This is a genomic window from Bacillus methanolicus (assembly GCF_028888695.1).
Classification (GTDB): Bacteria; Bacillota; Bacilli; order Bacillales; family Cytobacillaceae; genus Bacillus_Z; species Bacillus_Z methanolicus_B.
In genome coordinates this window covers 79,189-102,249 of sequence record NZ_PNFF01000002.1, presented here as the reverse complement: position 1 = coordinate 102,249, position 23,061 = coordinate 79,189, and the positions used below count along the sequence as shown (strand labels likewise).

The 23,061-nt window shown below is 43.0% G+C and carries 22 protein-coding genes; 18 read left to right on the top strand and 4 right to left on the bottom strand.

Going from position 1 to position 23,061, the window contains the following annotated elements:
* Positions 1-7 precede the first annotated feature (7 nt).
* From uvrA to C0966_RS12260, 3 genes are all read left to right on the top strand, one after another.
* Positions 8-2,884 (top strand): excinuclease ABC subunit UvrA, encoded by a 2,877-nt coding sequence (gene uvrA / locus C0966_RS12270; protein ID WP_274855939.1) that lies wholly within the window; start codon positions 8-10, stop codon positions 2,882-2,884.
* A 324-nt stretch (positions 2,885-3,208) separates the two neighbouring features.
* Positions 3,209-3,523: a DUF4870 domain-containing protein gene (locus C0966_RS12265; protein WP_274855937.1), complete on the top strand. Its 315-nt coding sequence runs from the start codon at positions 3,209-3,211 to the stop codon at positions 3,521-3,523.
* Positions 3,524-3,564: 41 nt separating this feature from the next.
* Entirely contained in the window at positions 3,565-4,671 is a 1,107-nt protein-coding gene (locus C0966_RS12260) for a DUF4097 family beta strand repeat-containing protein (RefSeq protein WP_274855935.1), read from the top strand.
* Between the two features lie 97 nt (positions 4,672-4,768).
* Here C0966_RS12260 and C0966_RS12255 read toward each other — a convergent pair whose 3' ends face one another.
* The 4 genes from C0966_RS12255 to nagA form a co-directional block, all read right to left on the bottom strand.
* Positions 4,769-5,578 carry a 5'-nucleotidase, lipoprotein e(P4) family gene (locus tag C0966_RS12255; protein ID WP_274855932.1) on the bottom strand — a complete coding sequence of 270 codons (810 nt, stop codon included), beginning with the start codon at positions 5,576-5,578 and terminating at the stop codon, positions 4,769-4,771.
* Between the two features lie 136 nt (positions 5,579-5,714).
* Complete coding sequence (locus C0966_RS12250; protein WP_274855931.1) at positions 5,715-6,404, bottom strand: N-acetylmuramoyl-L-alanine amidase; 690 nt, start codon at positions 6,402-6,404, stop codon at positions 5,715-5,717.
* A gap of 104 nt (positions 6,405-6,508) precedes the next feature.
* The gene (gene nagB / locus C0966_RS12245; RefSeq protein WP_274855930.1) at positions 6,509-7,234 is read right to left on the bottom strand and encodes a glucosamine-6-phosphate deaminase; all 726 of its coding nucleotides are present in this window, start codon (positions 7,232-7,234) and stop codon (positions 6,509-6,511) included.
* Positions 7,231-8,424, bottom strand: coding sequence for an N-acetylglucosamine-6-phosphate deacetylase (nagA, locus tag C0966_RS12240; RefSeq protein ID WP_274855929.1), 1,194 nt, complete (start codon positions 8,422-8,424; stop codon positions 7,231-7,233). The genes nagB and nagA overlap by 4 nt, the downstream gene beginning before the upstream one ends.
* A 242-nt stretch (positions 8,425-8,666) precedes the next feature.
* On the opposite strand from nagA, the gene hprK reads away from it, so the two are divergent.
* From hprK to trxB, 15 genes are all read left to right on the top strand, one after another.
* Positions 8,667-9,602, top strand: a complete 936-nt coding sequence (gene hprK / locus C0966_RS12235; RefSeq protein WP_274855928.1) for an HPr(Ser) kinase/phosphatase — start codon at positions 8,667-8,669, stop codon at positions 9,600-9,602.
* 26 nt (positions 9,603-9,628) lie between these two features.
* Positions 9,629-10,450: a prolipoprotein diacylglyceryl transferase gene (gene lgt, locus C0966_RS12230; protein ID WP_274855927.1), complete on the top strand. Its 822-nt coding sequence runs from the start codon at positions 9,629-9,631 to the stop codon at positions 10,448-10,450.
* A 51-nt stretch (positions 10,451-10,501) separates the two neighbouring features.
* The gene (locus tag C0966_RS12225) at positions 10,502-11,452 is read left to right on the top strand and encodes a nucleoside recognition domain-containing protein (RefSeq protein WP_274855926.1); all 951 of its coding nucleotides are present in this window, start codon (positions 10,502-10,504) and stop codon (positions 11,450-11,452) included.
* Positions 11,442-12,086: a pyrophosphatase PpaX gene (ppaX, locus tag C0966_RS12220; RefSeq protein WP_274855925.1), complete on the top strand. Its 645-nt coding sequence runs from the start codon at positions 11,442-11,444 to the stop codon at positions 12,084-12,086. The genes C0966_RS12225 and ppaX overlap by 11 nt, the downstream gene beginning before the upstream one ends.
* Positions 12,087-12,089: 3 nt before the next feature.
* Positions 12,090-12,626, top strand: a complete 537-nt coding sequence (locus C0966_RS12215; protein ID WP_274855923.1) for an acyltransferase — start codon at positions 12,090-12,092, stop codon at positions 12,624-12,626.
* Positions 12,627-13,146: 520 nt separating this feature from the next.
* Positions 13,147-14,331, top strand: coding sequence for an ATP phosphoribosyltransferase regulatory subunit (locus tag C0966_RS12210; protein ID WP_274855921.1), 1,185 nt, complete (start codon positions 13,147-13,149; stop codon positions 14,329-14,331).
* A complete protein-coding gene (hisG, locus tag C0966_RS12205; RefSeq protein WP_274855920.1) occupies positions 14,328-14,975 on the top strand; it encodes an ATP phosphoribosyltransferase in 648 nt (215 codons plus the stop codon). Before C0966_RS12210 ends, hisG begins: the two co-directional genes overlap by 4 nt.
* A 21-nt stretch (positions 14,976-14,996) precedes the next feature.
* Complete coding sequence (hisD, locus tag C0966_RS12200) at positions 14,997-16,271, top strand: histidinol dehydrogenase (protein ID WP_274855918.1); 1,275 nt, start codon at positions 14,997-14,999, stop codon at positions 16,269-16,271.
* A 214-nt stretch (positions 16,272-16,485) separates the two neighbouring features.
* Positions 16,486-17,073 (top strand): imidazoleglycerol-phosphate dehydratase HisB, encoded by a 588-nt coding sequence (hisB, locus tag C0966_RS12195; protein WP_274855916.1) that lies wholly within the window; start codon positions 16,486-16,488, stop codon positions 17,071-17,073.
* 150 nt (positions 17,074-17,223) lie between these two features.
* The gene (hisH, locus tag C0966_RS12190) at positions 17,224-17,862 is read left to right on the top strand and encodes an imidazole glycerol phosphate synthase subunit HisH (protein ID WP_274855915.1); all 639 of its coding nucleotides are present in this window, start codon (positions 17,224-17,226) and stop codon (positions 17,860-17,862) included.
* A 100-nt stretch (positions 17,863-17,962) separates the two neighbouring features.
* A complete protein-coding gene (gene hisA / locus C0966_RS12185; RefSeq protein WP_274855914.1) occupies positions 17,963-18,694 on the top strand; it encodes a 1-(5-phosphoribosyl)-5-[(5-phosphoribosylamino)methylideneamino]imidazole-4-carboxamide isomerase in 732 nt (243 codons plus the stop codon).
* The gene (gene hisF / locus C0966_RS12180; RefSeq protein WP_274856827.1) at positions 18,694-19,452 is read left to right on the top strand and encodes an imidazole glycerol phosphate synthase subunit HisF; all 759 of its coding nucleotides are present in this window, start codon (positions 18,694-18,696) and stop codon (positions 19,450-19,452) included. Before hisA ends, hisF begins: the two co-directional genes overlap by 1 nt.
* A complete protein-coding gene (gene hisIE, locus C0966_RS12175) occupies positions 19,449-20,099 on the top strand; it encodes a bifunctional phosphoribosyl-AMP cyclohydrolase/phosphoribosyl-ATP diphosphatase HisIE (RefSeq protein ID WP_274855912.1) in 651 nt (216 codons plus the stop codon). The genes hisF and hisIE overlap by 4 nt, the downstream gene beginning before the upstream one ends.
* A 192-nt stretch (positions 20,100-20,291) precedes the next feature.
* A complete protein-coding gene (locus C0966_RS12170; RefSeq protein ID WP_274855910.1) occupies positions 20,292-21,797 on the top strand; it encodes a tetratricopeptide repeat protein in 1,506 nt (501 codons plus the stop codon).
* Positions 21,798-21,908: 111 nt separating this feature from the next.
* Positions 21,909-22,859: a thioredoxin-disulfide reductase gene (gene trxB / locus C0966_RS12165; RefSeq protein WP_274855908.1), complete on the top strand. Its 951-nt coding sequence runs from the start codon at positions 21,909-21,911 to the stop codon at positions 22,857-22,859.
* The last annotated feature ends 202 nt before the right edge of the window (positions 22,860-23,061 follow it).

The following is a 23,061-nucleotide window of genomic DNA, read 5'->3' as shown; positions in this document are numbered from 1 at the left end:
CGATTACATGGCGATGGAAAAACTTGTTGTAAAAGGTGCCAGAGTTCATAATTTAAAAAATATTGATGTCACCATTCCGAGAGATAAGCTTGTTGTGGTAACAGGGCTTTCCGGTTCAGGAAAGTCGTCGCTCGCCTTTGATACGATTTATGCAGAGGGGCAGCGCAGATATGTGGAATCTCTTTCCGCCTACGCCCGCCAGTTCCTCGGTCAAATGGATAAGCCTGATGTAGATTCAATTGAAGGATTGTCTCCGGCCATTTCCATTGACCAAAAAACAACTAGCAGGAATCCTCGGTCAACGGTTGGAACAGTAACGGAAATATATGATTATTTAAGGCTTTTATTTGCAAGAGTCGGACGGCCGACATGCCCGGTGCACGGAATTGAGATTTCCTCACAAACAATTGAACAGATGGTGGACCGCATCTTGGAATACCCGGAAAGAACCAGGCTGCAAATTCTTGCACCCGTTGTATCAGGACGGAAAGGCACCCATGCAAAAACACTCGATGAAATTAAAAAACAAGGGTACGTCCGTGTCCGAATTGACGGTGAAATGCATGACCTGGGCGATGAAATTGAGCTTGAGAAAAATAAAAAGCACTCGATTGAAGTCGTCATTGACCGGATCGTCGTGAAAGACGGAATTGCGCCCCGGCTGTCGGATTCGTTAGAAACAGCATTACGTCTTGGTGATGGAAAAGTCATCATTGATGTGATTGGTGAAGAGGAGCTGCTTTTCAGCGAGCATCATGCATGCCCTCATTGCGGTTTTTCGATTCAAGAGCTTGAACCGCGGATGTTTTCTTTTAACAGCCCTTATGGCGCCTGCCCTGACTGCGACGGTCTCGGCTCAAAGCTTGAAGTTGATGTCGACCTAGTTATTCCGAATAAGGATCTTACTTTAAGAGAACATGCAATTGCTCCGTGGGAACCATCAAGTTCGCAATATTATCCGCAGCTGCTTGAATCGGTATGCAACCACTATGGAATTGATATGGATGTTCCGGTTAAGGACTTGCCGGAGCATTTACTCGATAAAATTTTATACGGCTCAAAAGGTGAGCGGATTTATTTCCGTTATGAAAACGATTTTGGCCAAATGAGAGAAAACTATATTGAATTTGAAGGAGTTCTTCACAATGTAGAACGGCGCTATAAAGAAACAAGCTCTGATTATGTCCGTGAACAAATGGAAAAATATATGGCTCATCAGCCGTGTCCGACATGCAAAGGGCATCGCCTGAAAAAAGAAAGCCTCTCCGTTCTGATTAACGGAAGGCATATCGGGCAGGTCACCGAACTTTCGATCGTAGAAGCCCACCAGTTCTTTACAAACCTTGACTTAACAGAAAAAGAGTTTAAGATCGCCAATCTCATTTTAAGAGAAATTAAGGAAAGACTCGGCTTCTTGATCAATGTAGGGTTGGATTATTTAACGCTAAGCCGTGCGGCCGGTACGCTGTCGGGAGGAGAGGCACAGCGCATTCGTCTGGCGACCCAAATCGGGTCCCGGCTGACAGGCGTTCTTTATATTTTGGATGAACCGTCAATCGGGCTTCATCAGCGTGATAATGACAGGTTGATTGATACGTTGAAAAATATGCGTGATATCGGAAATACGCTGATTGTCGTCGAACATGACGAAGATACGATGCTCGCTGCAGATTATTTAATTGATGTTGGTCCGGGAGCAGGAGTCCACGGCGGTCAAATTGTTTCTGCGGGAACTCCGGAGGAAGTCATGAATGACCCGAACTCGCTGACAGGCCAGTATCTTTCCGGGAAAAAATTTATTCCGCTTCCGATTGAACGCAGAAAACCTGACGGCCGCTATGTAGAAATTAAAGGGGCGAAAGAAAATAATCTTAAGAATGTAAATGTCAAGTTTCCGCTGGGGACTTTTATCGCGGTTACAGGCGTGTCCGGTTCAGGAAAAAGCACATTGATTAATGAAATTCTTCATAAATCACTTGCCCAAAAGCTTAACCATGCAAAAAGCAGACCGGGTGAGCATAAAGAAATTAAAGGGATTGAGTATCTCGATAAAGTCATTGACATTGACCAGTCGCCGATAGGCCGGACTCCAAGGTCCAATCCGGCAACTTATACAGGAGTGTTTGATGATATTCGCGATGTTTTTGCGGCTACAAATGAAGCGAAGGTGCGCGGTTATAAAAAAGGCCGTTTCAGTTTTAACGTGAAAGGCGGCCGATGTGAAGCATGCCGCGGCGACGGAATTATTAAGATTGAAATGCATTTTTTGCCTGATGTATACGTTCCTTGTGAAGTTTGCCACGGAAAACGCTACAACCGTGAAACGCTTGAGGTGAAATACAAAGGCAAAAATATTTCCGAAATCCTGGATATGACCGTTGAAGATGCTCTCGTATTTTTCGAGAATATCCCGAAAATTAAACGAAAGCTGCAAACGATTGCCGATGTCGGACTAGGGTATATCAAATTGGGTCAGCCGGCAACAACGCTTTCAGGGGGAGAGGCCCAGCGCGTGAAGCTTGCTTCCGAACTGCATCGCCGCTCGACCGGCCGTTCCTTTTATATTTTGGATGAGCCTACAACAGGGCTTCATGTAGACGATATTTCCCGCCTTCTTACTGTTTTGCAGCGGCTTGTAGACAACGGGGATACAGTATTAGTGATTGAGCATAACCTTGATGTGATTAAAGCTGCCGATTATATTATCGACCTTGGTCCGGAAGGCGGTGACCGGGGCGGCACGATCGTTGCAAAAGGTACACCGGAGGAGGTAGCGGAAGTGCCCGGTTCTTATACAGGAAAATATTTAAAGCCAATTCTTGAGCGAGACAGGCTACGGATGAAAAAGCTGATTGAACAGAAGGAAAAAGTCACAAATCAATAGATGAAAAAGCAGCTGTGGTATCGCAGCTGCTTTTTTAAGTTAACATTCCAGGTTTATGAGCCGTTATTAAGTACTTATGAGCCGTTTTTTCGATTAATGAGCCTTTAAATTTATATATGAGCCTTCATTTTTATTTATGAGCTTTTAATTTTTAATATGAGCCTTCGTTTTAATTTATGAGCCTTCGTTCATTTTAAGAGCCAAGCCTCCAATTGAAGCAAAAAGGCACCTCTTTTTTATAGCCTTATTTTATCCGGAATTGGTCCGGAAATATGAAACTTTCAAAAACTCCTTGCGTAAATACATACAAAGGAGCTGATGAAAGTGGAAACGAATAAAATTCTATCAAGTTTAAGTTATTTCAGTGTATTGTTTGCCGGAATTCTTTTTCCGTTAATCGTCTGGCTGGCAGCCGAAGATGAAGAAGTAAAGGGTCACGCAAAAAAAGCATTTTTCTCACACTTAATTCCGCTCATCCCGTTGCCGATCCTTTTATTTTCAGTCTTTTCCGAAATAATCATCGAGGAGCTAACAACAACCTTTCCGGTCATCTTTTTCACTTCCTTCGTATTAATGATCATTTTGAGCTGTATCGTACTAGTGTGGAACATTGTAAAAGGCATTAAGGTTTTGCGTTAATTCAGGTCTTGCGTTTTCAAAAACTCTTTGGAGGGAAAATGATGAAAGAGGAACGTCAGCGAATTTTAAAAATGGTCCAAGAGGGCAAACTATCCGTCAATGAAGCGTTAACCTTACTGGAAGAGCTCGATAAAAGCAGCAAAACGATGGAGCAGAAGCAGGAGGAAATCATTCATGAATTATCCGAGGCCGTAAACTATGAAGAAGCAAAAAAGGAAGATTCTGTCCATCACAAATTTCAATCTGTGAAAGATAAAATTTTTGACTTCGTTGATTCTGCTTTGAAAAAGATTAAGGATTTTGATTTAGACCTTAATTTTGGCCGGTCGATCGAGGTTTCGCATATTTTCCATCATGGAGAAGCTATTGTAAAAGAAATAGATGTGGACGTGGCAAACGGGGCAGTCAAACTCGTGCCATGGGATCAGCGCGATGTCCGGATTGAATGCAATGCGAAAGTCTATCGGGTTCATTCTCAGGAAGAAGCGAGGCAATCCTTTATAAAGGAAGTTTTGTTTGCGGTTGAAGGGGGCAAAATGCGGTTCAGCACTCAGCAAAAATGGATGAAAGTTGATGCAAAAATTTATGTGCCTCAGGAAGACTATGATTATGTGAGAGTCCGAATGTTTAATGGCCCGATTGAAGGCAAAAACTTAAAAGTAAATAACCTTAAAGTGAAGGCAGCTAACGGAAAAATTAATCTCGATGCCATTATTTCCCGCAAAACGGAAGTTGAGATCGCCAATGGTCATATTCAATTATCCAACAGTACGGCAGATGAGATCGAACTTGAATCAATTAACGGAGCCATTCAATTGGATGGAGATTTTGTAAAAGCAGATGTTCAAACTTTTAATGGCGATGTTCATTGTTCATTAAAAAACCGGACAGAGTCGATCGTTGCGAAAGCGACAACAGGCAGCATCGATATTTTCCTTCCAGAATCTGTTTCTGCTGAAGGCGAGCTAAAAACAAATCTAGGTGGTTTTTCTGTTGAGCTCGAGGGCATTCAAATTGTAGAAGAAAAAACGGAAAAGATTCAAAAAATGCTCCGCTTTAAACCGGTAAATGACGAGAAAAAAGTAGTTAAAGTGTTCGCTGATTCAAAAACCGGATCAATACACTTAAAAAACGTGCAGGAGTTTTAAGCTGTCCAAAGACGAGAAAAAAGACCAATTCGCATAACTTGCGGCTTGGTCTTTACTGTTTATGATTATTATTTTGGCCTTCCATAACAATATTATTTTAAGGTGTAAATGGCTGCAAGCTTCCTTCTCTTAATTTTGCTTTTTCACTGTTTGATATGCCGAAATTATTATTATAGATGGCTTTTTCCCAATCACCATACATTGGATTCGGGAAGACAATAAGTTTTTTGCCAAATTCATCTTTCTGTTTTTCAACGTTTTGGACTCTTTCTGGAGCAGATAATCGATCAAATCCTTTGAAATCTGATAAGTTATCCCCAAATAATAAGACAATGTCATGTGTTTTTGCTACATGTTGACGGCGTGTTTCTTTGCCTTTTTCACCGGGCTGTTTTAACAGAACGTGTTCTGCAGTTGCCTGCGGTGCACCAATCTGCTGCAAGTTTTTAATCGTCGCTTCCTTTTGGGCTTCTTTTCTGTTCGATATGTAAAAAATCTCCACTCCCTTTGAGTCGGCATACGTCAAAAATTCAACTGCTCCAGGAAGTGCTTTTGCCTCGGCCCGATTAATCCACTCTTTCCATGTTTCGCGATTTCGAATTCCGGTTTTTATCGTCCATGCAAAGTATGGGCTGTTGTCTAATACCGTTTCATCGAGATCAAGCACAACAGCAGGCTTTTTCGCCTTTTTCTCTAAAGCTTCATCGAGTCTCATTTTTCCTATGTTGTACCCTTGATGAAATAATGCTTTTGCTTCTCCGGCTGTCTGGAACCAAAGAACAGACATTGTATTTTGTTTTTGCAGGTTGCATGCCGGTCCGGCTGCTCCTTCCATCGCATTCACGCTAACACTGATAAGCAAAAAGGATAGAACAGTTATTGTGAATAATGTTGTCATTTTTTTCATACGGAAACCTCCTTTGATTAAATTCGAGGTTAGTATGTGAAAAAACAATAACTTCACTCCAAAGTTTTTATTTTTTTGCAAGCTCCTCAATAAAAAAATGCTTGGATCGCGTTCATCCAAGCATGCAGCACATGTTTTACTTTTCGAAGTAAATAAACGGGTTATAACCGTCTTTTCTCAGCCGCTCTGCGAGTTCTTCTGCATTTTTCAATTCTTTAAAAGCTCCGACTTGGATTTTATAAATTCCTTTAGCGGCTGGAGGGGGTTGTACAATTTTCTTTTTTAACTTATAGTGATCAGCTATGGCTTTTACAATCGCTTCAGCGCATGTTCTTCTGTAATTATCTGAGCGAAGCAGCTTCACTTCTTCACGATTGGTCATAAATCCGCATTCGACCAGTACTGACGTCATTTTTGTTTCCCTTAAAACATGAAAATCAGCGGTTTTTACGCCTCGATCCCGCAGACCGGTCGAGTTCGCTAAATTTTGTTGAATTTTTTCGGCCAGTTTAGTTGCTTCAAGAGGTTTTGAAATATGAACATATGTTTCAATCCCGCCTGCATCATTCCATGTGTTTCCATATGCATTCGCATGAATCGCCACATAGCAATCCACTTTCAAACTGTTAGCCTTGTCAGTACGCTCCTGCAATGGAACATCCCTCTGGTCGGAATGGGCAAAATAAACGGCAACATTTTCAAATTCCTGCAGCAAATCTCTTGCAAAATTTGCAACAGCCCGATTGAATTCGTACTCCTGTAAGCCGTCAGGGCTGCGTTTGCCTTTTGTAGAATACCCGTGGCCCGCATCAAGCATTATCTTCATTTTTTCACCTCTTTTCAAGACAGCTTGTTCACTTTTTACATATGAAAAAAGGTTCATATTGGACATGGCGCAAGCCGTAAATGATGAACCTCCTTGTTCTGAGGCTAAATGAATTGTAAGGCATCTTTATCAGCAATGATCGTCACATTTTTATGAAGCTTAAGAACGGATGCCGGAAAATTTTCATTTACTTCGCCATGTACCAGTTTTGCAATCGCTTCTGCTTTTGATGCACCTGATGCAAGCAAAATAATTTCCTTGCTTTCCATAATTGTCGCAATTCCCATTGTGATCGCGTGGGTAGGCACCTCTTCTAGTGAAGGAAAAAATCGCGCATTTGCTTTTCTTGTACTTTCAGCAAGTGTTACGACATGGGTGCGGCTTTCAAACGAAGTTCCCGGTTCATTGAAGCCGATGTGCCCGTTATGGCCAATTCCTAAAAGTTGAAGGTCCACACCGCCAAGATCTTGAATCACACTCTCAAATCGTGTGCATTCGAGTTGAAGATCTTTTGCCATCCCGTCCGGAATGTATGTCTGTTCAAGAGGAATGTCAATGTGATTGAACAATTGTTCACGCATGAAAAAATGATAGCTGTTTGGGTCGTTCCGGGAGATGCCGATGTATTCATCGAGATTGACGGTTGTAACTTGTTTGTATGTCGTTCCGTTCGCCTTGTGGTCTTCAATTAGTTTTTTGTAAACACCTTTAGGAGTGCTTCCTGTCGCTAGTCCAATTGTTACTTTTGGATTGGTCCGTACTATTTCAATGATTTTATTCGCGGTCATCTGGCTCATTTCATCATAATTTTCAGCTTTTATAATATTCATAATGTTGAGTTCTCTCCTCCTCTTTTATAAGCTATTTTTCCGCGGCAGAAAGTCGAAAACACTTCATAGTTTTCGTCAAGAATGACAATGTCAGCGTCTTTTCCCGGTGCAAGGCTTCCTTTACGGTCATAGACACCCATTTGTTTTGCCGGGTTTACGCTTGCCAGCTGAATCGCGTCTAATAGTGAAATCCCTGTGAATTTTATTATATTTTGAATCGAATCTTTCATTTTTAAGATGCTTCCGGCGAGGGTTCCGTTTTCTAACAGAGCTTTTCCGTCATTCACGGTCACATCCTGTCCGCCGAGGTCATATGTTCCGTTTTTTAAGCATTTCGCTCTCATAGAATCTGTAATTAAAATCATTCGGTCAATTCCTTTTGTTTGTAAAGAAAGCTGAATCATTTCCGGACGGACATGGATTCCATCTGCTATGATTTCAACCAACAATTCTTTCAGCAGAAGAGCGGCGCCGGCAATTCCAGGCTCCCGATGGTGCAATCCTCTCATTCCGTTAAATAGATGAGTGACATGCTTTGCTCCGGCTTCTACAGCCTTTATTGTTTCGTCATATGTCGCATCTGAATGGCCGATTGAGGCAACGACTCCCGATTGGTCCAGATAGCTGACAAATTCCAGGCCGTTTTCTTTTTCTGGTGCCAGTGTTACAAGCTTAATTCCGTTCTCAGCTAATTCCTGCCATTGTTTAAAAAGGTCAATATCCGGCTCGCGTATATGCTCGACAGGCTGGGCCCCGGACCGTTTTTCATTGATAAACGGACCTTCAAGATGAATGCCGAGAATTTCAGCTTCTCCGGGCTTATTATGATGTTTTCGGTAGTTTGCTGCGTTTTTTAAGGCATCTTCAATGCTTTTTGTTTCCTGTGTAATGGTTGTTGCTAAAAAACTTGTCGTTCCTTCAGCCGGGAGGATGCCTGCCATCGTTGACAATGCTTCTATGGTGGCGTCCATCGTATCTGCTCCGCCGGCCCCGTGAATATGAAGATCGATAAAACCCGGAGCTGCTTTAAGACTTGAGTCCAAATTGATTTCCTCGGTGTTTTCCGGGACAACCAGATCCTTCATAAAACCAATAGCGAGAATTTTATCATCCTCAAAAAGAAGATAGCCGTTATCTATGACTTCCTCGCCTGTGTAAATTTCAACATTTTTTAAAAGAGTTTTTTTCATTGTTTATTCACCCTGTAAATCATTGACATTAGATAGTTTACCGTACATTTTGTAAAGTTGCTTATACGATTTGAAAAATATTTTTCAATTAAATTAGGAACAAAAAGTATTCAAACAATTGTATACTTTATATAAACGTAAACGCAGTGTTTTTTGTCCAATGAAATTTGGTTCAAGGCTAAAAAATGCTAAAATAAAAATAATGATTGTATAGGATTGCCGTGATAAAGGAGGTAAAAAGATTGCCGAAAGTACGAACCAGGGACATTATTGAAAAGTTTTCACTGGAGCTGATTAGTGGAGAAGAGGGAATTGACCGCCCGATTACAACAAGTGATATTTCTCGCCCCGGAATTGAAATGGCAGGGTATTTTGATTATTATCCGGCTGAGAGGATTCAATTGCTTGGAAGAACAGAACTTTCTTTTTTTGAACAATTAGATGAAGATGCCCGAAGAACAAGGATGGAAAAATTATGTACAGATATCACTCCGGCCATTATTATTACACGAGAGATGGAGGTTCCAAAGGAGCTGATCGAAGCTTCTGAACGGGAATCGGTGCCAGTGCTTCGCTCCCCGTTAAAAACAACTCGTTTTTCAAGCAGGCTGACGAACTTTCTGGAAGGGAAACTTGCTCCGACTACTGCCGTTCACGGCGTTCTTGTGGATGTTTACGGTATCGGTGTACTGATCACCGGAAAAAGCGGGGTCGGAAAGAGCGAAACGGCCCTTGAGCTTGTAAAACGCGGACACCGTCTTGTCGCTGACGATTGTGTTGAAATCCGGAAGGAAGACCAGGATATACTTATCGGAAGTGCTCCTGAACTCATTGAGCATCTGCTTGAAATCAGAGGACTCGGGATTATCAATGTTATGACCTTGTTTGGAGCCGGTGCAGTCCGCAGTCATAAGCGAATTAATCTTGTCATTGATCTTGAACTGTGGGATCCAAACAAGCAGTATGACCGGCTTGGGCTGGATGAGGAAAAAGTGAATATCATGGATTCAGAAATTACAAAAATTACGGTTCCGGTGCGACCCGGCAGAAATCTTGCCGTCATCATTGAAGTTGCGGCGATGAATTTCCGGTTAAAACGAATGGGAGTAAACGCTGCACTGCAATTTACAAATCGTTTGTCAGATGCGATTGAAGACGGTGACCATGAAGACGTGTAACAGAAATTCAGTTTTGAGGTGAAATAATGGAAGAGAACATTCAGCCGATTGACCCAATTGCCTTCACGCTTGGGCCGATCCAAGTTCACTGGTATGGTGTGATTATTGGCCTCGGGATTGCTCTCGCTCTTTGGGTTGCCATGAGAGAAGGGGAAAAGCGCGGCCTGCCAAAGGATTTATTCGCTGATTTAATGCTTTGGGCGATTCCGATTGCGATTATTTCCGCACGCATTTATTATGTTATTTTCCAATGGGATTATTATTCCCGGAACCCGGGTGAAATTATTAAGATTTGGAATGGGGGAATTGCCATTCACGGCGCCCTGATTGGATCAGTTATTACCGCATCTGTTTTTTCTAAAAATAGAGGCATTTCTTTCTGGAAATTGGCGGATGTTGCTGCACCTAGCATTATTCTTGGCCAGGCGATCGGCCGCTGGGGAAACTTTATTAATCAAGAAGCACACGGAGGAGAGGTAAGCCGTTCTTTTCTTGAAGGCTTGCATTTGCCGGAATTTATTATTAACCAGATGTATATTAACGGAGCTTACTACCATCCGACTTTTTTATATGAATCGATTTGGAACTTTCTTGGGTTTATCGTACTGATCTTATTAAGACGGGTTAATTTGCGGAGAGGCGAACTGTTTTTGACGTATGTTATCTGGTATTCAATCGGTCGGTTTTTTATCGAAGGTATGAGGACAGATAGTTTAATGCTTACGGAAAATTTAAGGATGGCACAAACGATCTCAATTGTTCTAATTATCGGTGCAACTGTATTAATGGTTTACAGGAGGATGAATCGAAATTCGGCTGCACGTTATTTAGATAAAAGCAATGAGTAATATAGAAAACATTTCCTGGTGGAATTGGATGAGCAGAGGAGAATAAATAAAATGCTGATTGGGTCACTCAAAAGGGGTAGTATCATCGGGCTAAAAACAACATGGTCTCTAGGGAAAATTATTTTTCCGATTACACTTTTTGTTTCTTTGCTTCAATATACACCTGTTTTACCGTGGTTGATCGGCCTGATTACGCCGTTTATGAATGTACTTGGTTTGTCAGGGGATGCCGCGATTCCAATCGTAATCGGAAATTTTTTAAATTTATATGCCGCCATTGGCGCGATTTTATCTCTTGATTTAACGGTAAAGGAAGTTTTTATCGTTGTCGTCATGCTTTCGTTTTCACATAACATTCTTGTGGAATCAAGTGTCGCCCTTAAAGTCGGGGTAAAATTATGGATCATCACCACCGTCAGGCTCGGCCTTGCCTTTCTGTCTGCCATTGTGATAAACCTCATTTGGCAAGGCGGCTCCGAACTGGCAAAGTACGGTTTGATTCCTCCAAAAGAGGATCAGGTAAGCGGCTGGGCAAACATTATAATGGACGGTCTTCAGAAAGCGGGAATCGGTATTTTACAGCTGGCTATCATTGTCATTCCGCTGATGATCGGTATTCAAATATTGAAGGATTTAAAATGGCTTCATGTATTTTCGAAATGGATGGCGCCCGTGACAAAGATCCTCGGTATGAAAGAAAATACATCAACCACTTTGGCAGCAGGCCTTTTGTTCGGTCTTGCGTATGGCGCGGGAGTTATGATCCAAGCCGTTAAGGAGGACGGCGTCAGCAAAAAGGATGTAACGCTGGCGTTTATTTTCCTTGCAGCTTGCCATGCTGTTGTTGAGGATACATTAATTTTTGTGCCGCTCGGAATTTCTGTACTGCCGCTTTTCTTCATCCGTCTGGGCACTGCCATCCTGCTGACGCTTATCGTCGGATTTTTCTGGAATCGGGCTGAGCTTGCAAAAAGAAAGGGAATAGCATCATATGAACACTAAATTAAACACTATATTATTTGATTTAGATGGCACATTGATTGATACAAATGAATTAATTATTTCTTCGTTTTTACATACATTGGAAAAGTACTTTCCAGGCCAATATAAGCGGGCTGATGTGATCCCGTTTATGGGCCCTACCTTAGAGGAAACATTTGAAGGGATTAATAAAGATTTGGCGGAGGATTTGGCGAAAACATACCGCGAATTCAACATCTCCAACCATGATCTTTTTGTAAAAGAATTTAATGGAGTGTATGAAACCGTTCGGGTGTTAAAAGAAAACGGCTTTAAGCTTGGAATCGTGACGACAAAACGCATGGATGTTGCATTAAAAGGGATCAAGCTTACAAAACTCGATGAATTTTTTGATTGTCTTGTTGCCATTGACCATGTAAAAAAACCAAAGCCTGATCCGGAACCGATTCTGCTTGCATTAGAACAGTTACAGTCTGTTCCTGAAGAAACATTAATGGTCGGGGATAACCACCACGATATTTTGGCAGGAAAAAATGCCGGAACGAAAACGGCCGGTGTTGCCTGGTCGCTGAAGGGCAAAGATTATTTAGCACGATTTGAACCGGACTATATGTTGGACAATATGGCCGATTTATTATCCATTCTTGGAGTGTAAAACATGAGAAGAACGACCCGTTATCCTGTTAAAGGTGCCAATTCATTGCGGCACGTCTATCAAACGGTTCCCTTTTGGAAAGTAGTCAAAAATTTTATCGTCATTCAAATTGCGCGCTACACTCCGTTTCTAGGAATGAAAAACTGGCTGTACCGGACATTTTTAAAAATGAAGATCGGGGAGGAAACATCCTTTGCATTGATGGTGATGCCTGATGTGATGTTTCCCGAGAAAATAAGTGTTGGGCGCAATACGGTGATCGGCTATAATACGACAATCTTGGCACATGAATATTTAATTAAAGAATATCGTCTCGGGAATGTAGAGATCGGCAATGAGGTCATGATTGGTGCGAATACAACCATTTTGCCCGGTGTCACGATAGGAGACGGAGCGATTGTATCGGCAGGCACGCTTGTCCATAAAGATGTGCCGCCCGGTGCATTTGTCGGGGGAAACCCGATGAAAGTAATTTACACGAAAGAAGAATTGGAGAAACGATGGGCAGATGATCCGATTTATGGAAAAAAAGAAGAGTAAGAGTCTGGAACGTTGCGTTTCAGGCTTTTTTACAAGTTTTTGATCATGGTTTTATTTTTGAAAGAAGGAAAAAATTCATATTGAAGGAATTTCTTAAAATAGAATTGAACGGGTGCGGACTCTTTTTTAAGACCTGTGAATGATATGAGCCGTTAGACGGGTCATATGAGTCTTTATTTGAAAATATGAGCCGTCATTTTTAGAAATGAGCCTTTGATTTCATTTATGAGCCCTTATTTTGAAATATAAGCTTTTATTCTTATTTATTAGCTTTTATATGAATTTATGAGCTTTCACTATGTTCACCAACACTAAATTTATAAAAATTTTCTGTTGACTATAGTCAAAATGAGCGATAAACTACATATAACTTCACTTTGCTACCATATTAGCGAACTAAAGGATTCAGAACTTTTATAAAAATAAAGACAAAAACGAGCAGATTTATACGATTTTTCAGCTGATTGAACACGCAGTCGCATGTATTTTTGATTTGTTTACTTAAAAAAGGGTGAAAAGAATGGGCCAGTTATTTATGTTTGAGAAGCCGCTTGGCATGAGAGATACACTGCCGGAATTATATGAAACGAAGGATCATGTGCGGTCCTCCATTGAGGAAGAAATGAAACGCTGGGGCTATCAGTTTATTGAGACTCCGGCGCTTGAATATTATGAAACGGTCGGAGCCGCGTCCGCTATTTTGGATCAGCAGTTGTTTAAACTATTAGACCAGCAAGGACATACGCTTGTGCTCAGACCTGATATGACGGCACCGATCGCGCGTGTGGCCGCTTCCAAGCTGTTAAAAGACGATATGCCGCTGCGCCTTGCTTATTCAGCGAATGTATACAGAGCACAGCAGCGGGAAGGCGGCCGCCCGGCAGAATTTGAACAGATCGGGGTTGAGTGTATCGGTGACGGAACGGTAAGTGCTGACGGGGAAGTCATCGCCTTAATGATTTCATCGATTAAAGAAGCAGGTTTGGCAGACTTTCAAGTTTCCGTCGGCCATATTGGTTTTGTTCAGGAATTTTTCCGGCAAATTCTCGGAACGGAAGAACGGGCCAATGCGTTGATGAAATTTTTATATGAAAAAAATTATGTCGGGTACAGAGAGCATGTAAAATCACTTAGCCTTTCTTCCATCGATAAGCAGCGTTTGTTGGAGTTTTTGCAGCTCAGGGGCGGAGAAGAAGTTATTGACCGGGCTCTCGAGCTTATCGAAAACGGGTACGGTGCAGAAGCCGTTCATCAATTGCGGCAGCTATGGGAAACGATTTCCGCTTATGGTGAAGAAGCATCGGTAAAATTCGATTTAACGCTTGTCAGCCATATGAGCTATTACACGGGAATCTTATTTGAAGTGTATGCCGGAAGCGTTGGCTTTCCAATCGGAAATGGCGGAAGATACGATCTTTTGATGCAAAAATTCGGCAAAACAACCGGTGCAACAGGGTTTGCCTTAAGGCTGGACCGGATGATTGAAGCACTAGGGACACTTGAAAAAAGCGAGCCCATCACTTGTATTTTATTCAGTTCCGAACGCCGAAAAGAGGCGTTTGAAATGGCGAAAGCGAAACGGGCGGACGGTATGAGGGTCGTTCTTCAGGATATAAACGGCGTAAACAATGTGGACGCCTGTACCAATAAGTATGCTGAGACGATCTTTTTATTAGGAAGTGCAGGAAGGGGGCCTTCGTCATGAGTGAGTTAGTAACGGTTGCAATGCCGAAAGGCCGGATTTTTGAAGAAGCTGTTGAACTATTGCGAATGGCCGGCTACCGTTTGCCTCCCGAATTTGAAGATTCGCGGAAACTAATCATTGATGTAGAAGAAGAACAGATGCGCTTTATCCTGGCAAAGCCGATGGATGTTGTGACGTATGTGGAGCACGGTGTAGCAGACCTTGGGATTGCCGGAAAAGATGTCATGCTTGAAGAAGAACGGGATGTTTACGAACTGCTTGATTTGAAAATCAGCCATTGCTATCTTGCCGTTGCCGGCCTTCCAAACACGAAAATGAACGATGTCGCTCCAAAAATAGCGACGAAATATCCGAATGTGGCCGCTGCCTATTTTCGTGAGCAAGGGGAACAGGTAGAAATTATTAAATTGAACGGATCGATTGAATTGGCGCCGTTGATCGGACTTTCCGACCGAATTGTAGATATTGTTTCAACAGGGCGGACATTGAAGGAAAACGGCCTGGTTGAATATGAACGGATTGTCGATATTACATCGCGGCTTGTCGTCAACCCGGTAAGCTATCGGATGAAAGATGAGCGGATCAGTGAGCTTGTGGAACGGCTAAGTACTGTTATTGAGGGCGAGGCTGTCAGGCAGCCGTAATCGTCTGAAAGGATGAAAGATGTGAAAATATTAAAGGTCAAGGATCTTATTTCGATTAAAAGAACGGTTGACAGCGGAACAGAACAACAGCGGGCTGCTGTAAAAAAAATCATCAGTGAAGTTCGTGAAAAAGGCGATGCCGCGTTGATTGAGTATACAGAGAAATTCGACGGGGTCCGGTTATCTTCTTTATTCGTAACAGAAGAAGAAATAGACGAGGCATTTAATGAGATTAGCGAACAAGTTGTTTCGATTATCAAGGAAGCGGCTGAAAATATTCGCACTTTTCATGAAAAACAATTGCGCCCTTCCTGGATGACAACTGATGAAACGGGGACGATTCTCGGTCAAAAGGTAACGCCGTTAGATTCTGCCGGCGTTTATGTACCTGGCGGAACGGCTGCCTATCCTTCCTCGGTGCTGATGAATGTGATTCCGGCAAAAGTAGCAGGCGTGAAGAGGATTGTAATGGTTTCGCCGCCTGACCGAAATGGAAAACTTCCATCAGCCGTGTTAGTGGCGGCAAGGATTGCAGGAGTGAAGGAGATTTATAAGGTCGGGGGAGCGCAGGCCATTGCGGCGCTTGCCTACGGAACAGAAACAATCAAACCTGTCGATAAAATTACCGGCCCCGGAAATATTTATGTAGCGCTGGCCAAAAGAGAAGTGTTTGGCGATGTCGACATTGACATGATCGCCGGACCAAGTGAAATTGCCGTGTTAGCTGATGATACTGCAAAAGCACATGAAATAGCTGCCGACTTATTATCGCAGGCGGAGCATGACAGTCGTGCATGCAGCATCCTTGTGACAACATCAGAGCAACTGGCAAAGGATGTTTCTTTTGAAGTGGAAAAACAGCTTTCCGGACTCCCCCGCAAAGAAATTGCGGCTCAATCGATTGCGGATTACGGAGCGATTTATGTCGCGGAAAATATGGACGAAGCAGTTGAAACAATTAATGCTCTGGCACCTGAGCATCTTGAGATCATCACAGAGAATGCGATGGAGCTTTTAGGAAAAATCCGTAACGCAGGAGCCATTTTTATCGGCAGATTCAGCTCTGAACCGGTCGGCGACTATTTTGCCGGGCCGAATCATGTTTTGCCGACAAATGGAACGGCTCGGTTTTCCAGTCCGCTCAGTGTCGAGGATTTCCAGAAAAAATCAAGCATTATTGCTTACAGTCAAACAGCTCTCGAGCAAAATAAAGATAAAATTGCTGCGTTTGCCCGTTTAGAAGGGCTTGAAGCACATGCTCGGGCAGTGGAAGAAAGATTTAAGGATCAGTCATGATTTAATAGTGGCAGTCAGATTTAATTTTCCGGGAAGAGGAAGATAGAAGGACTAACTGGTCGAGACCAAATACCTTTAACAACCGAGCGACTTTGCTGGTTGTTGAAGAAAGATTGAAGGACCAACCGGTCGGGAACAAATATTTTTGGCAATCGAGCGGCTTAGCTGGAAGTTGAAAAAAGATCGAAGGACCAATCGTGATGGAGGCAAAAGAATGGAAAGAACCTCAAGTGTATATCGAAAAACTAACGAAACGGATATTAAGCTAACGTTTGCAATCGATGGTGAAGGAAAGTCGGACATTGAAACTGGTGTGCCGTTTATGACCCACATGCTCGACCTGTTTACGAAACACGGCCAGTTTAACCTGACAGTTGATGCTAAGGGTGATATTGAAATTGATGATCACCATACAACAGAAGATATCGGCATATGCTTAGGACAGGCTCTCCGAGAAGCACTTGGCGATAAGAAAGGGATTCGGCGTTACGGAAATGCTTTTGTTCCGATGGATGAAGCTCTCGCTCAAGTTGTCGTCGATTTGAGCAACCGGCCGCATCTCGAAATACGCGCTGAGTTTCCCTCTCAAAAGGTAGGAAGTTTTGATACAGAGCTCGTACATGAGTTTTTATGGAAACTTGCGCTTGAGGCACGGATGAATCTTCATGTGATTGTACACTATGGGAAAAACACGCACCATATGATCGAAGCGATTTTTAAGGCGCTTGGCCGCGCTCTTGATGAGGCGACAATGATTGATCCCCGGATAAAAGGGATTCCGTCTACGAAAGGGATGTTATAAATGAATCAGCGGCTCCATCTTCACGTTAACGCGTTAAATCATTGAGGGCCAGACCCGCATTACGTTAACGCGTTAAATCGTTGAGGGTCTGACCCGCACTGCGTTAATGCGTTAAAGTAAGCCGGGAGCTTTACGAAAGGGGTTTTATATATGATCGGCATCATTGATTATGGAATGGGGAATTTGTTCAGTGTCAGCAAGGCGCTTGAACGGTTAGGTGCATCTTATTTTATATCGGAGGACCGGCAGGAGCTTCGTGAAGCGAGTGCGTTAATTTTACCGGGTGTCGGCTCTTTTCGGGATGCGATGGCCAGACTGAATGAGTCGGGTCTCACCGAACTGGTAAAAGAGTATGTCCAAACCGGCCGGCCTCTGCTTGGCATTTGCCTTGGCATGCAGCTTCTTTTTGAGGAAAGTGAAGAAAACGGCTTGACGAAAGGGCTGGCGCTGCTTCCGGGAAAAGTCCACCGTTTCCCTGGAATGACTGAACAGGGGGAGACGTATAAAGTTCCGCATATGGGGTGGAACAAGCTAAATCTGGCTGCCCCGTCTCCAATTTTAGAAAATATAACAGGTGGTTTTGTTTATTTTGTCCACTCTTATTATGTCAGTCCGGGAGAGCGGAACGTTGTGATTGCGGAAACCGATTATGACGTGAAGGTTCCCGCGGTAGTAGGGAGAGGGAATGTCTATGGAATGCAATTTCATCCTGAAAAAAGCGGGGCATTGGGCATGCAGCTTTTGCGCAATTTTGTCACACTTAACGGGTCTTTAAGCTTTGTGGGTTAACTGTCCGCAGTGTGTTTTTTTAGTAATAACTAGTGGGAAATAGTCCTCATTGGTGAAAGTTTCACCTTATTTAGCTGGCAGGGGAAAGGATGGCGGTGTAATGGCTTTTACTATTTATCCCGCGATTGATATGCGCGGCGGAAAATGCGTTCGGCTTCTTCAAGGCGATTATGAAAAAGAGACGGTTTATAGCGATTCTCCGTTTGAAATGGCGGCCCGGTTTACTGCTGAAGGTGCGGAATGGATACATATGGTTGATCTTGACGGCGCGAAGGATGGAAAACGAGTTAATGATGAATTTGTTATAAAAGCGGCTCGTGAACTGGAGGTAAAAGTCCAAATAGGCGGGGGCATACGGACGGAAAATGACATTGTTCATTATTTGGAAAACGGCGTGGAGCGAGTCATCATCGGGAGCGTGGCGGTTTCCAATCCGGAGTTTGCAATTGAAATGATTCGGAAATACGGTGAAAACATTGCCGTTGGCATCGACGCGAAAAATGGATATGTTGCTACTCACGGCTGGCTGAATACAAGCGAAATAAAAGCGGTCGAGCTGGGAAAACGGTTTGCTGATGCCGGCGCGGAAACGTTTATTTTTACCGATATTGCAACCGATGGAATGCTATCAGGACCTAATTTGGATGCCATACGGGAAATGGCTGAAGAAACAGGAAAAAGTGTCATTGCTTCAGGCGGTGTCAGCTCCATTGAGGATTTGCAAAAGTTGAAAGCTTTTTCAATGAAAGGTGTATGCGGCGCGATTGTCGGCAAAGCCATTTATGAAGGGCGCTTTTCCGTTAGAGAAGCGCTGAAAGAGGTGAATGGATGATGCTGACAAAACGAATCATTCCATGTCTGGATGTGAAAGATGGGCGGGTTGTCAAAGGGATTCAATTTGTTCAACTCCGTGATGCGGGAGACCCTGTCGAACTGGCTCGGTTCTATGACGAGCAGGGAGCGGATGAGCTTGTTTTCCTTGATATTAGTGCATCCCACGAAGGCCGGAAAACCATGGTCGAAGTCGTAAAGGCAGTTGCCTCGGAACTGGCGATTCCATTTACAGTCGGTGGCGGCATTAACTCGTTAGAAGATATGAAGCGTATTTTACGGGCCGGTGCTGATAAAGTTTCACTTAATACCGCGGCTGTATTGAATCCTTCTCTAATTACGGAAGGAGCGGACTTTTTCGGTTCCCAGTGCATCGTCGTTGCGATTGATGCAAAATATGATCCTGAATTAGGCTCATGGCGGGTGTACACGCACGGCGGCAGAAAGCTGACCGAATGGGAAGCAGTTGACTGGGCGAAGGAAGCGGTTGAGCGTGGAGCCGGTGAAATTTTGCTGACGAGCATGGACAGTGACGGCGAAAAAAATGGTTTTGATCTATCGTTAACAAAAGCAGTCAGCGAGGCAGTCAGTGTTCCAGTGATCGCATCAGGCGGAGCGGGAAACGCAGAACATTTTGTCGAAGTATTTTTGAAAGGGAAAGCTGATGCTGCTTTGGCGGCTTCGATTTTTCATTATAAAGAGACGTCTGTAAGTGAAGTGAAGGACTTTTTAAGAAAGAATGGGGTGCATGTTCGATGAACATGGAATCGATTAAATTTGATGAACAAGGGCTTGTTCCGGCGATTGTCCAGGATGCGTCTACGAAAGAGGTTCTTACGCTGGCTTATATGAACCGCGAATCTCTCAGGAAAACGATGGAGACGGGAGAGACATGGTTTTACAGCCGTTCGCGCAAGAAGCTGTGGCATAAAGGGGAAACGAGCGGAAATACGCAGAAGATTGTCGAAATGAAGTATGATTGTGATCAAGACGCCATTCTCGTCCTCGTTCAACCTGACGGGCCGGCATGCCATACAGGGTCTGTCAGTTGCTTTTCAGAAAGTTTTTATCAAGGCGAGGAAATCGGAGCGGAGTCTGGAGAAACTCAAGGAAGTCTGCTGGATTATCAAATCTTGCAAACTCTTGAAAAGGTGATTGAAGAGCGGGAGCTGGAACGCCCGGAAGGTGCCTATACGACTTATTTGTTTGAAAAAGGCGTCGATAAGATACTGAAAAAAGTCGGTGAAGAAGCTTCAGAAGTCATTATCGCCGCAAAAAACCGCGATGCGGATGAGTTAAAATGGGAAGCCGCTGATTTGCTTTATCACTTACTGGTGCTTTTAAGAGAACAGCAGCTTCCGTTCAAAGAAATCCTCAAAGTATTGTCCAAACGGCACGAAAAATAGGGGCCGGACCCTCAACGAGGGTCTGGCCCTCGATCCGTTAACGCGTTAACGCATTGAGGGTCTGGCCCGCGACACGTTAAAGCGGTAAAACAATAAAGCGATGGAGTGCGTAGCCATCGAGCCCACCCTCTTCTCTTTCGGCTTGCTCTTATGTTATACTATTTAAGTTAATAATGATTATTGGAGGATTGCATGGGGAAAGATTCAAAAGCAAGACATCAAAAGGGAATGTTGCTTTCGTTTATTCCAACAGGGGAGTATTATTTCTCAAAGGGGATAAAAGCATACCAGAGACGTGATTTTCAAAAAGCAAAAAAATATTTGCACAGGGCCATGCAACTGGAACCGGGCGAGCCGATGATTGCCTGCCAGTTGGCGATTGTGTATACAGAGTTAGGAGAGTACCAAAATTCAAATCGTCTTTTGCACTTTATCCTCGAAGAATTGGACGAAGAAATGGTGGAATGCCACTATTTTCTTGCAAATAATTATGCCCATCTCGGATTTTTCAAAGATGCATGCTACCATGCTAAACTCTATTTAGAATTAGATCAGGACGGAGAGTTTACGGAAGATGCAGAGGACTTGCTCTATCTGTTGAATTTGGAATCGGAAGGGCTTGGAGAAGAGCTGTATGAAGAGGATGACCTTATCATTAAACAAGAACAGGCTCGTGAATTGCTTGAATCAGGCCATTTTCCAAAGGCAATTGAATTATTAAATGGGGTAATTAAAGAATATCCGGAATATTGGTCAGCGTACAATAACCTTGCGCTCGCATACTTTTATCTCGGAGAAATCAAAAAAGCCGAGGATATATTAAATGAAGTTTTGCGTTTAAATCCGGGCAATTTACATGCTCTTTGCAATAAATTAGTATTTTCTTTTTACCAGAGCAAAACAAAAGAAGTAAAAAAAATGAAAGAAGTTTTGGCGAAAATTAAACCGCTTTCAAGTGAGCATCAGTTTAAGCTTGGGGCTACTTTTGCGCTAATCGGCGAATATGAACTGGCTTATTTCTGGCTTAAGAAGCTTTATAAGCAAGGATATGACGGGGACGGCGGATTTTACTATTGGCTGTCAATCTCTTCGTATTATACCGGGAGAGAACAAGCAGCCCGCAATATATGGAAAAAGGTATTGGAGTTCAATCCTGAGAAAGCCGGCCTTGAACCGTGGAATGAGGAAAGGCCTTCGGTCAGCGGTTTTGAAGACCATATTGCCTCGATCCTGAAAAAATATGAAAGTGATTTTATCGAAGAGCGGCTTTTTGCCATTTTCCTAACTTCTCTTTCCGGCCAAAAAGATGAAATTCTTTCATCTAGACAAGTAGTTTCAAACGCGAAACTGTCCGAATTAGAACAAGAATATTTATGTTTTATTAAAGAAAGGGAAGAACATTCCTGCGGACGGTTTGTAAAAATGGCTCATGAAACTGCAAAAGTTTTATATGAAATACATCAGCCGATTGGAACAAAACAAGCCGGTCTTTATTTACTGTGGTTTTCTGTTTTTGCAGAAGCTGCAAAAACAAACATTAGTCTTAAAAATACGAAAGCATGGGCAGGCGCCATCGAGTATATTTGGCATAAATTGCGGGATGAGAAAGAATCGCAGCAATCAATCGCCAGCCAGTATGGGGTTTCTCTGTCCACGTTGCAAAAATATATAAAATTGGTGAACAGCTGTCTCCGGTGAGCAATTTTTTGGACATTAACACTTGGGTCTTATAGGATAGGTGTAGATAGGAAATAATAAGGATCATGATCTTATTAATTTCGACCCTATTACTTTAAAGGAGTGTAAAAAGTGTCAGAAGAAAAAATTTATGACGTCATCATTGCCGGAGCCGGTCCTGCCGGAATGACAGCTGCCGTTTATACTTCCCGTGCCAACCTTTCAACGTTAATGATTGAGCGCGGCGTGCCGGGAGGGCAAATGGCTAATACCGAAGATGTTGAAAACTATCCTGGCTTTGATCATATTCTTGGTCCTGAATTATCAACAAAAATGTTCGAACATGCGAAAAAATTCGGTGCAGAATATGCCTACGGTGATATAAAAGAAGTGATTGACGGGAAAGAGTATAAAACCGTTGTAGCCGGTTCAAAAGAATACAAAGCCCGCGCGGTCATTATTGCGACCGGTGCTGAATTTAAAAAGCTTGGCGTTCCGGGTGAAAAAGAACTTGGCGGACGCGGCGTATCTTATTGTGCCGTTTGTGACGGAGCCTTTTTTAAAGGAAAAGAGCTTGTTGTTGTCGGCGGCGGGGACTCTGCAGTTGAAGAAGGCGTATATTTAACAAGATTTGCGTCGAAAGTGACGATCGTTCACCGCCGTGACGAGCTTCGTGCACAGGCGATTCTTCAGCAACGTGCCTTTGCTAATGATAAAATTGATTTTATTTGGAGTCATACAGTTAAGGAAATCAATGGAAAAGACGGTAAAGTCGACAGTGTAACCCTTGTTTCCACAAAAACAGGTGAAGAAAAAGAATTTAAGACAGACGGTGTCTTTGTATATATCGGCATGGTGCCGCTCTCTAAGCCATTTGAAAAACTCGGAATTACAAATGAAAATGGTTATATTGAAACAAATGACAGAATGGAAACTAAAGTGCCCGGCATTTTCGCGGCAGGCGATATCCGTGAGAAATCGCTGCGCCAAATTGTGACAGCAACAGGCGATGGAAGCATCGCAGCCCAAAGTGCCCAGCATTATATAGAAGAACTTAAAGAAGAACTAAAAATAAAAGCATAAAAACCAAACGGGGCCACTCCTTCATCGCATTAACGCGATGAGGGTCTGGCCCCGACTGCTTTAACGCGTTGCCGCGATAGGGGCCAGGCACCGAAAAAAGTAATTGCGTTTTAATTCTCCTGTAACAGAAGTGAAATAATCTTTGGGTATGATAAAAGTAGAAATTGACCCCCTTTTAAAATATAATCCTTTATTCCTGCAC

Bases quoted from the DNA above. Each gene is read 5' to 3' on its own strand.
- uvrA (WP_274855939.1), top strand. From the start codon at position 8: ATGGCGATGGAAAAACTTGTTGTAAAAGGTGCCAGAGTTCATAATTTA.
- C0966_RS12260 (WP_274855935.1), top strand. From the start codon at position 3,565: ATGAAAGAGGAACGTCAGCGAATTTTAAAAATGGTCCAAGAGGGCAAA.
- C0966_RS12255 (WP_274855932.1), bottom strand. From the start codon at position 5,578: ATGAAAAAAATGACAACATTATTCACAATAACTGTTCTATCCTTTTTG.
- C0966_RS12250 (WP_274855931.1), bottom strand. From the start codon at position 6,404: ATGAAGATAATGCTTGATGCGGGCCACGGGTATTCTACAAAAGGCAAA.
- nagB (WP_274855930.1), bottom strand. From the start codon at position 7,234: ATGAATATTATAAAAGCTGAAAATTATGATGAAATGAGCCAGATGACC.
- nagA (WP_274855929.1), bottom strand. From the start codon at position 8,424: ATGAAAAAAACTCTTTTAAAAAATGTTGAAATTTACACAGGCGAGGAA.
- lgt (WP_274855927.1), top strand. From the start codon at position 9,629: ATGGAAGAGAACATTCAGCCGATTGACCCAATTGCCTTCACGCTTGGG.
- C0966_RS12225 (WP_274855926.1), top strand. From the start codon at position 10,502: ATGCTGATTGGGTCACTCAAAAGGGGTAGTATCATCGGGCTAAAAACA.
- ppaX (WP_274855925.1), top strand. From the start codon at position 11,442: ATGAACACTAAATTAAACACTATATTATTTGATTTAGATGGCACATTG.
- C0966_RS12215 (WP_274855923.1), top strand. From the start codon at position 12,090: ATGAGAAGAACGACCCGTTATCCTGTTAAAGGTGCCAATTCATTGCGG.
- C0966_RS12210 (WP_274855921.1), top strand. From the start codon at position 13,147: ATGGGCCAGTTATTTATGTTTGAGAAGCCGCTTGGCATGAGAGATACA.
- hisG (WP_274855920.1), top strand. From the start codon at position 14,328: ATGAGTGAGTTAGTAACGGTTGCAATGCCGAAAGGCCGGATTTTTGAA.
- hisB (WP_274855916.1), top strand. From the start codon at position 16,486: ATGGAAAGAACCTCAAGTGTATATCGAAAAACTAACGAAACGGATATT.
- hisH (WP_274855915.1), top strand. From the start codon at position 17,224: ATGATCGGCATCATTGATTATGGAATGGGGAATTTGTTCAGTGTCAGC.
- hisA (WP_274855914.1), top strand. From the start codon at position 17,963: ATGGCTTTTACTATTTATCCCGCGATTGATATGCGCGGCGGAAAATGC.
- hisF (WP_274856827.1), top strand. From the start codon at position 18,694: ATGCTGACAAAACGAATCATTCCATGTCTGGATGTGAAAGATGGGCGG.
- hisIE (WP_274855912.1), top strand. From the start codon at position 19,449: ATGAACATGGAATCGATTAAATTTGATGAACAAGGGCTTGTTCCGGCG.
- C0966_RS12170 (WP_274855910.1), top strand. From the start codon at position 20,292: ATGGGGAAAGATTCAAAAGCAAGACATCAAAAGGGAATGTTGCTTTCG.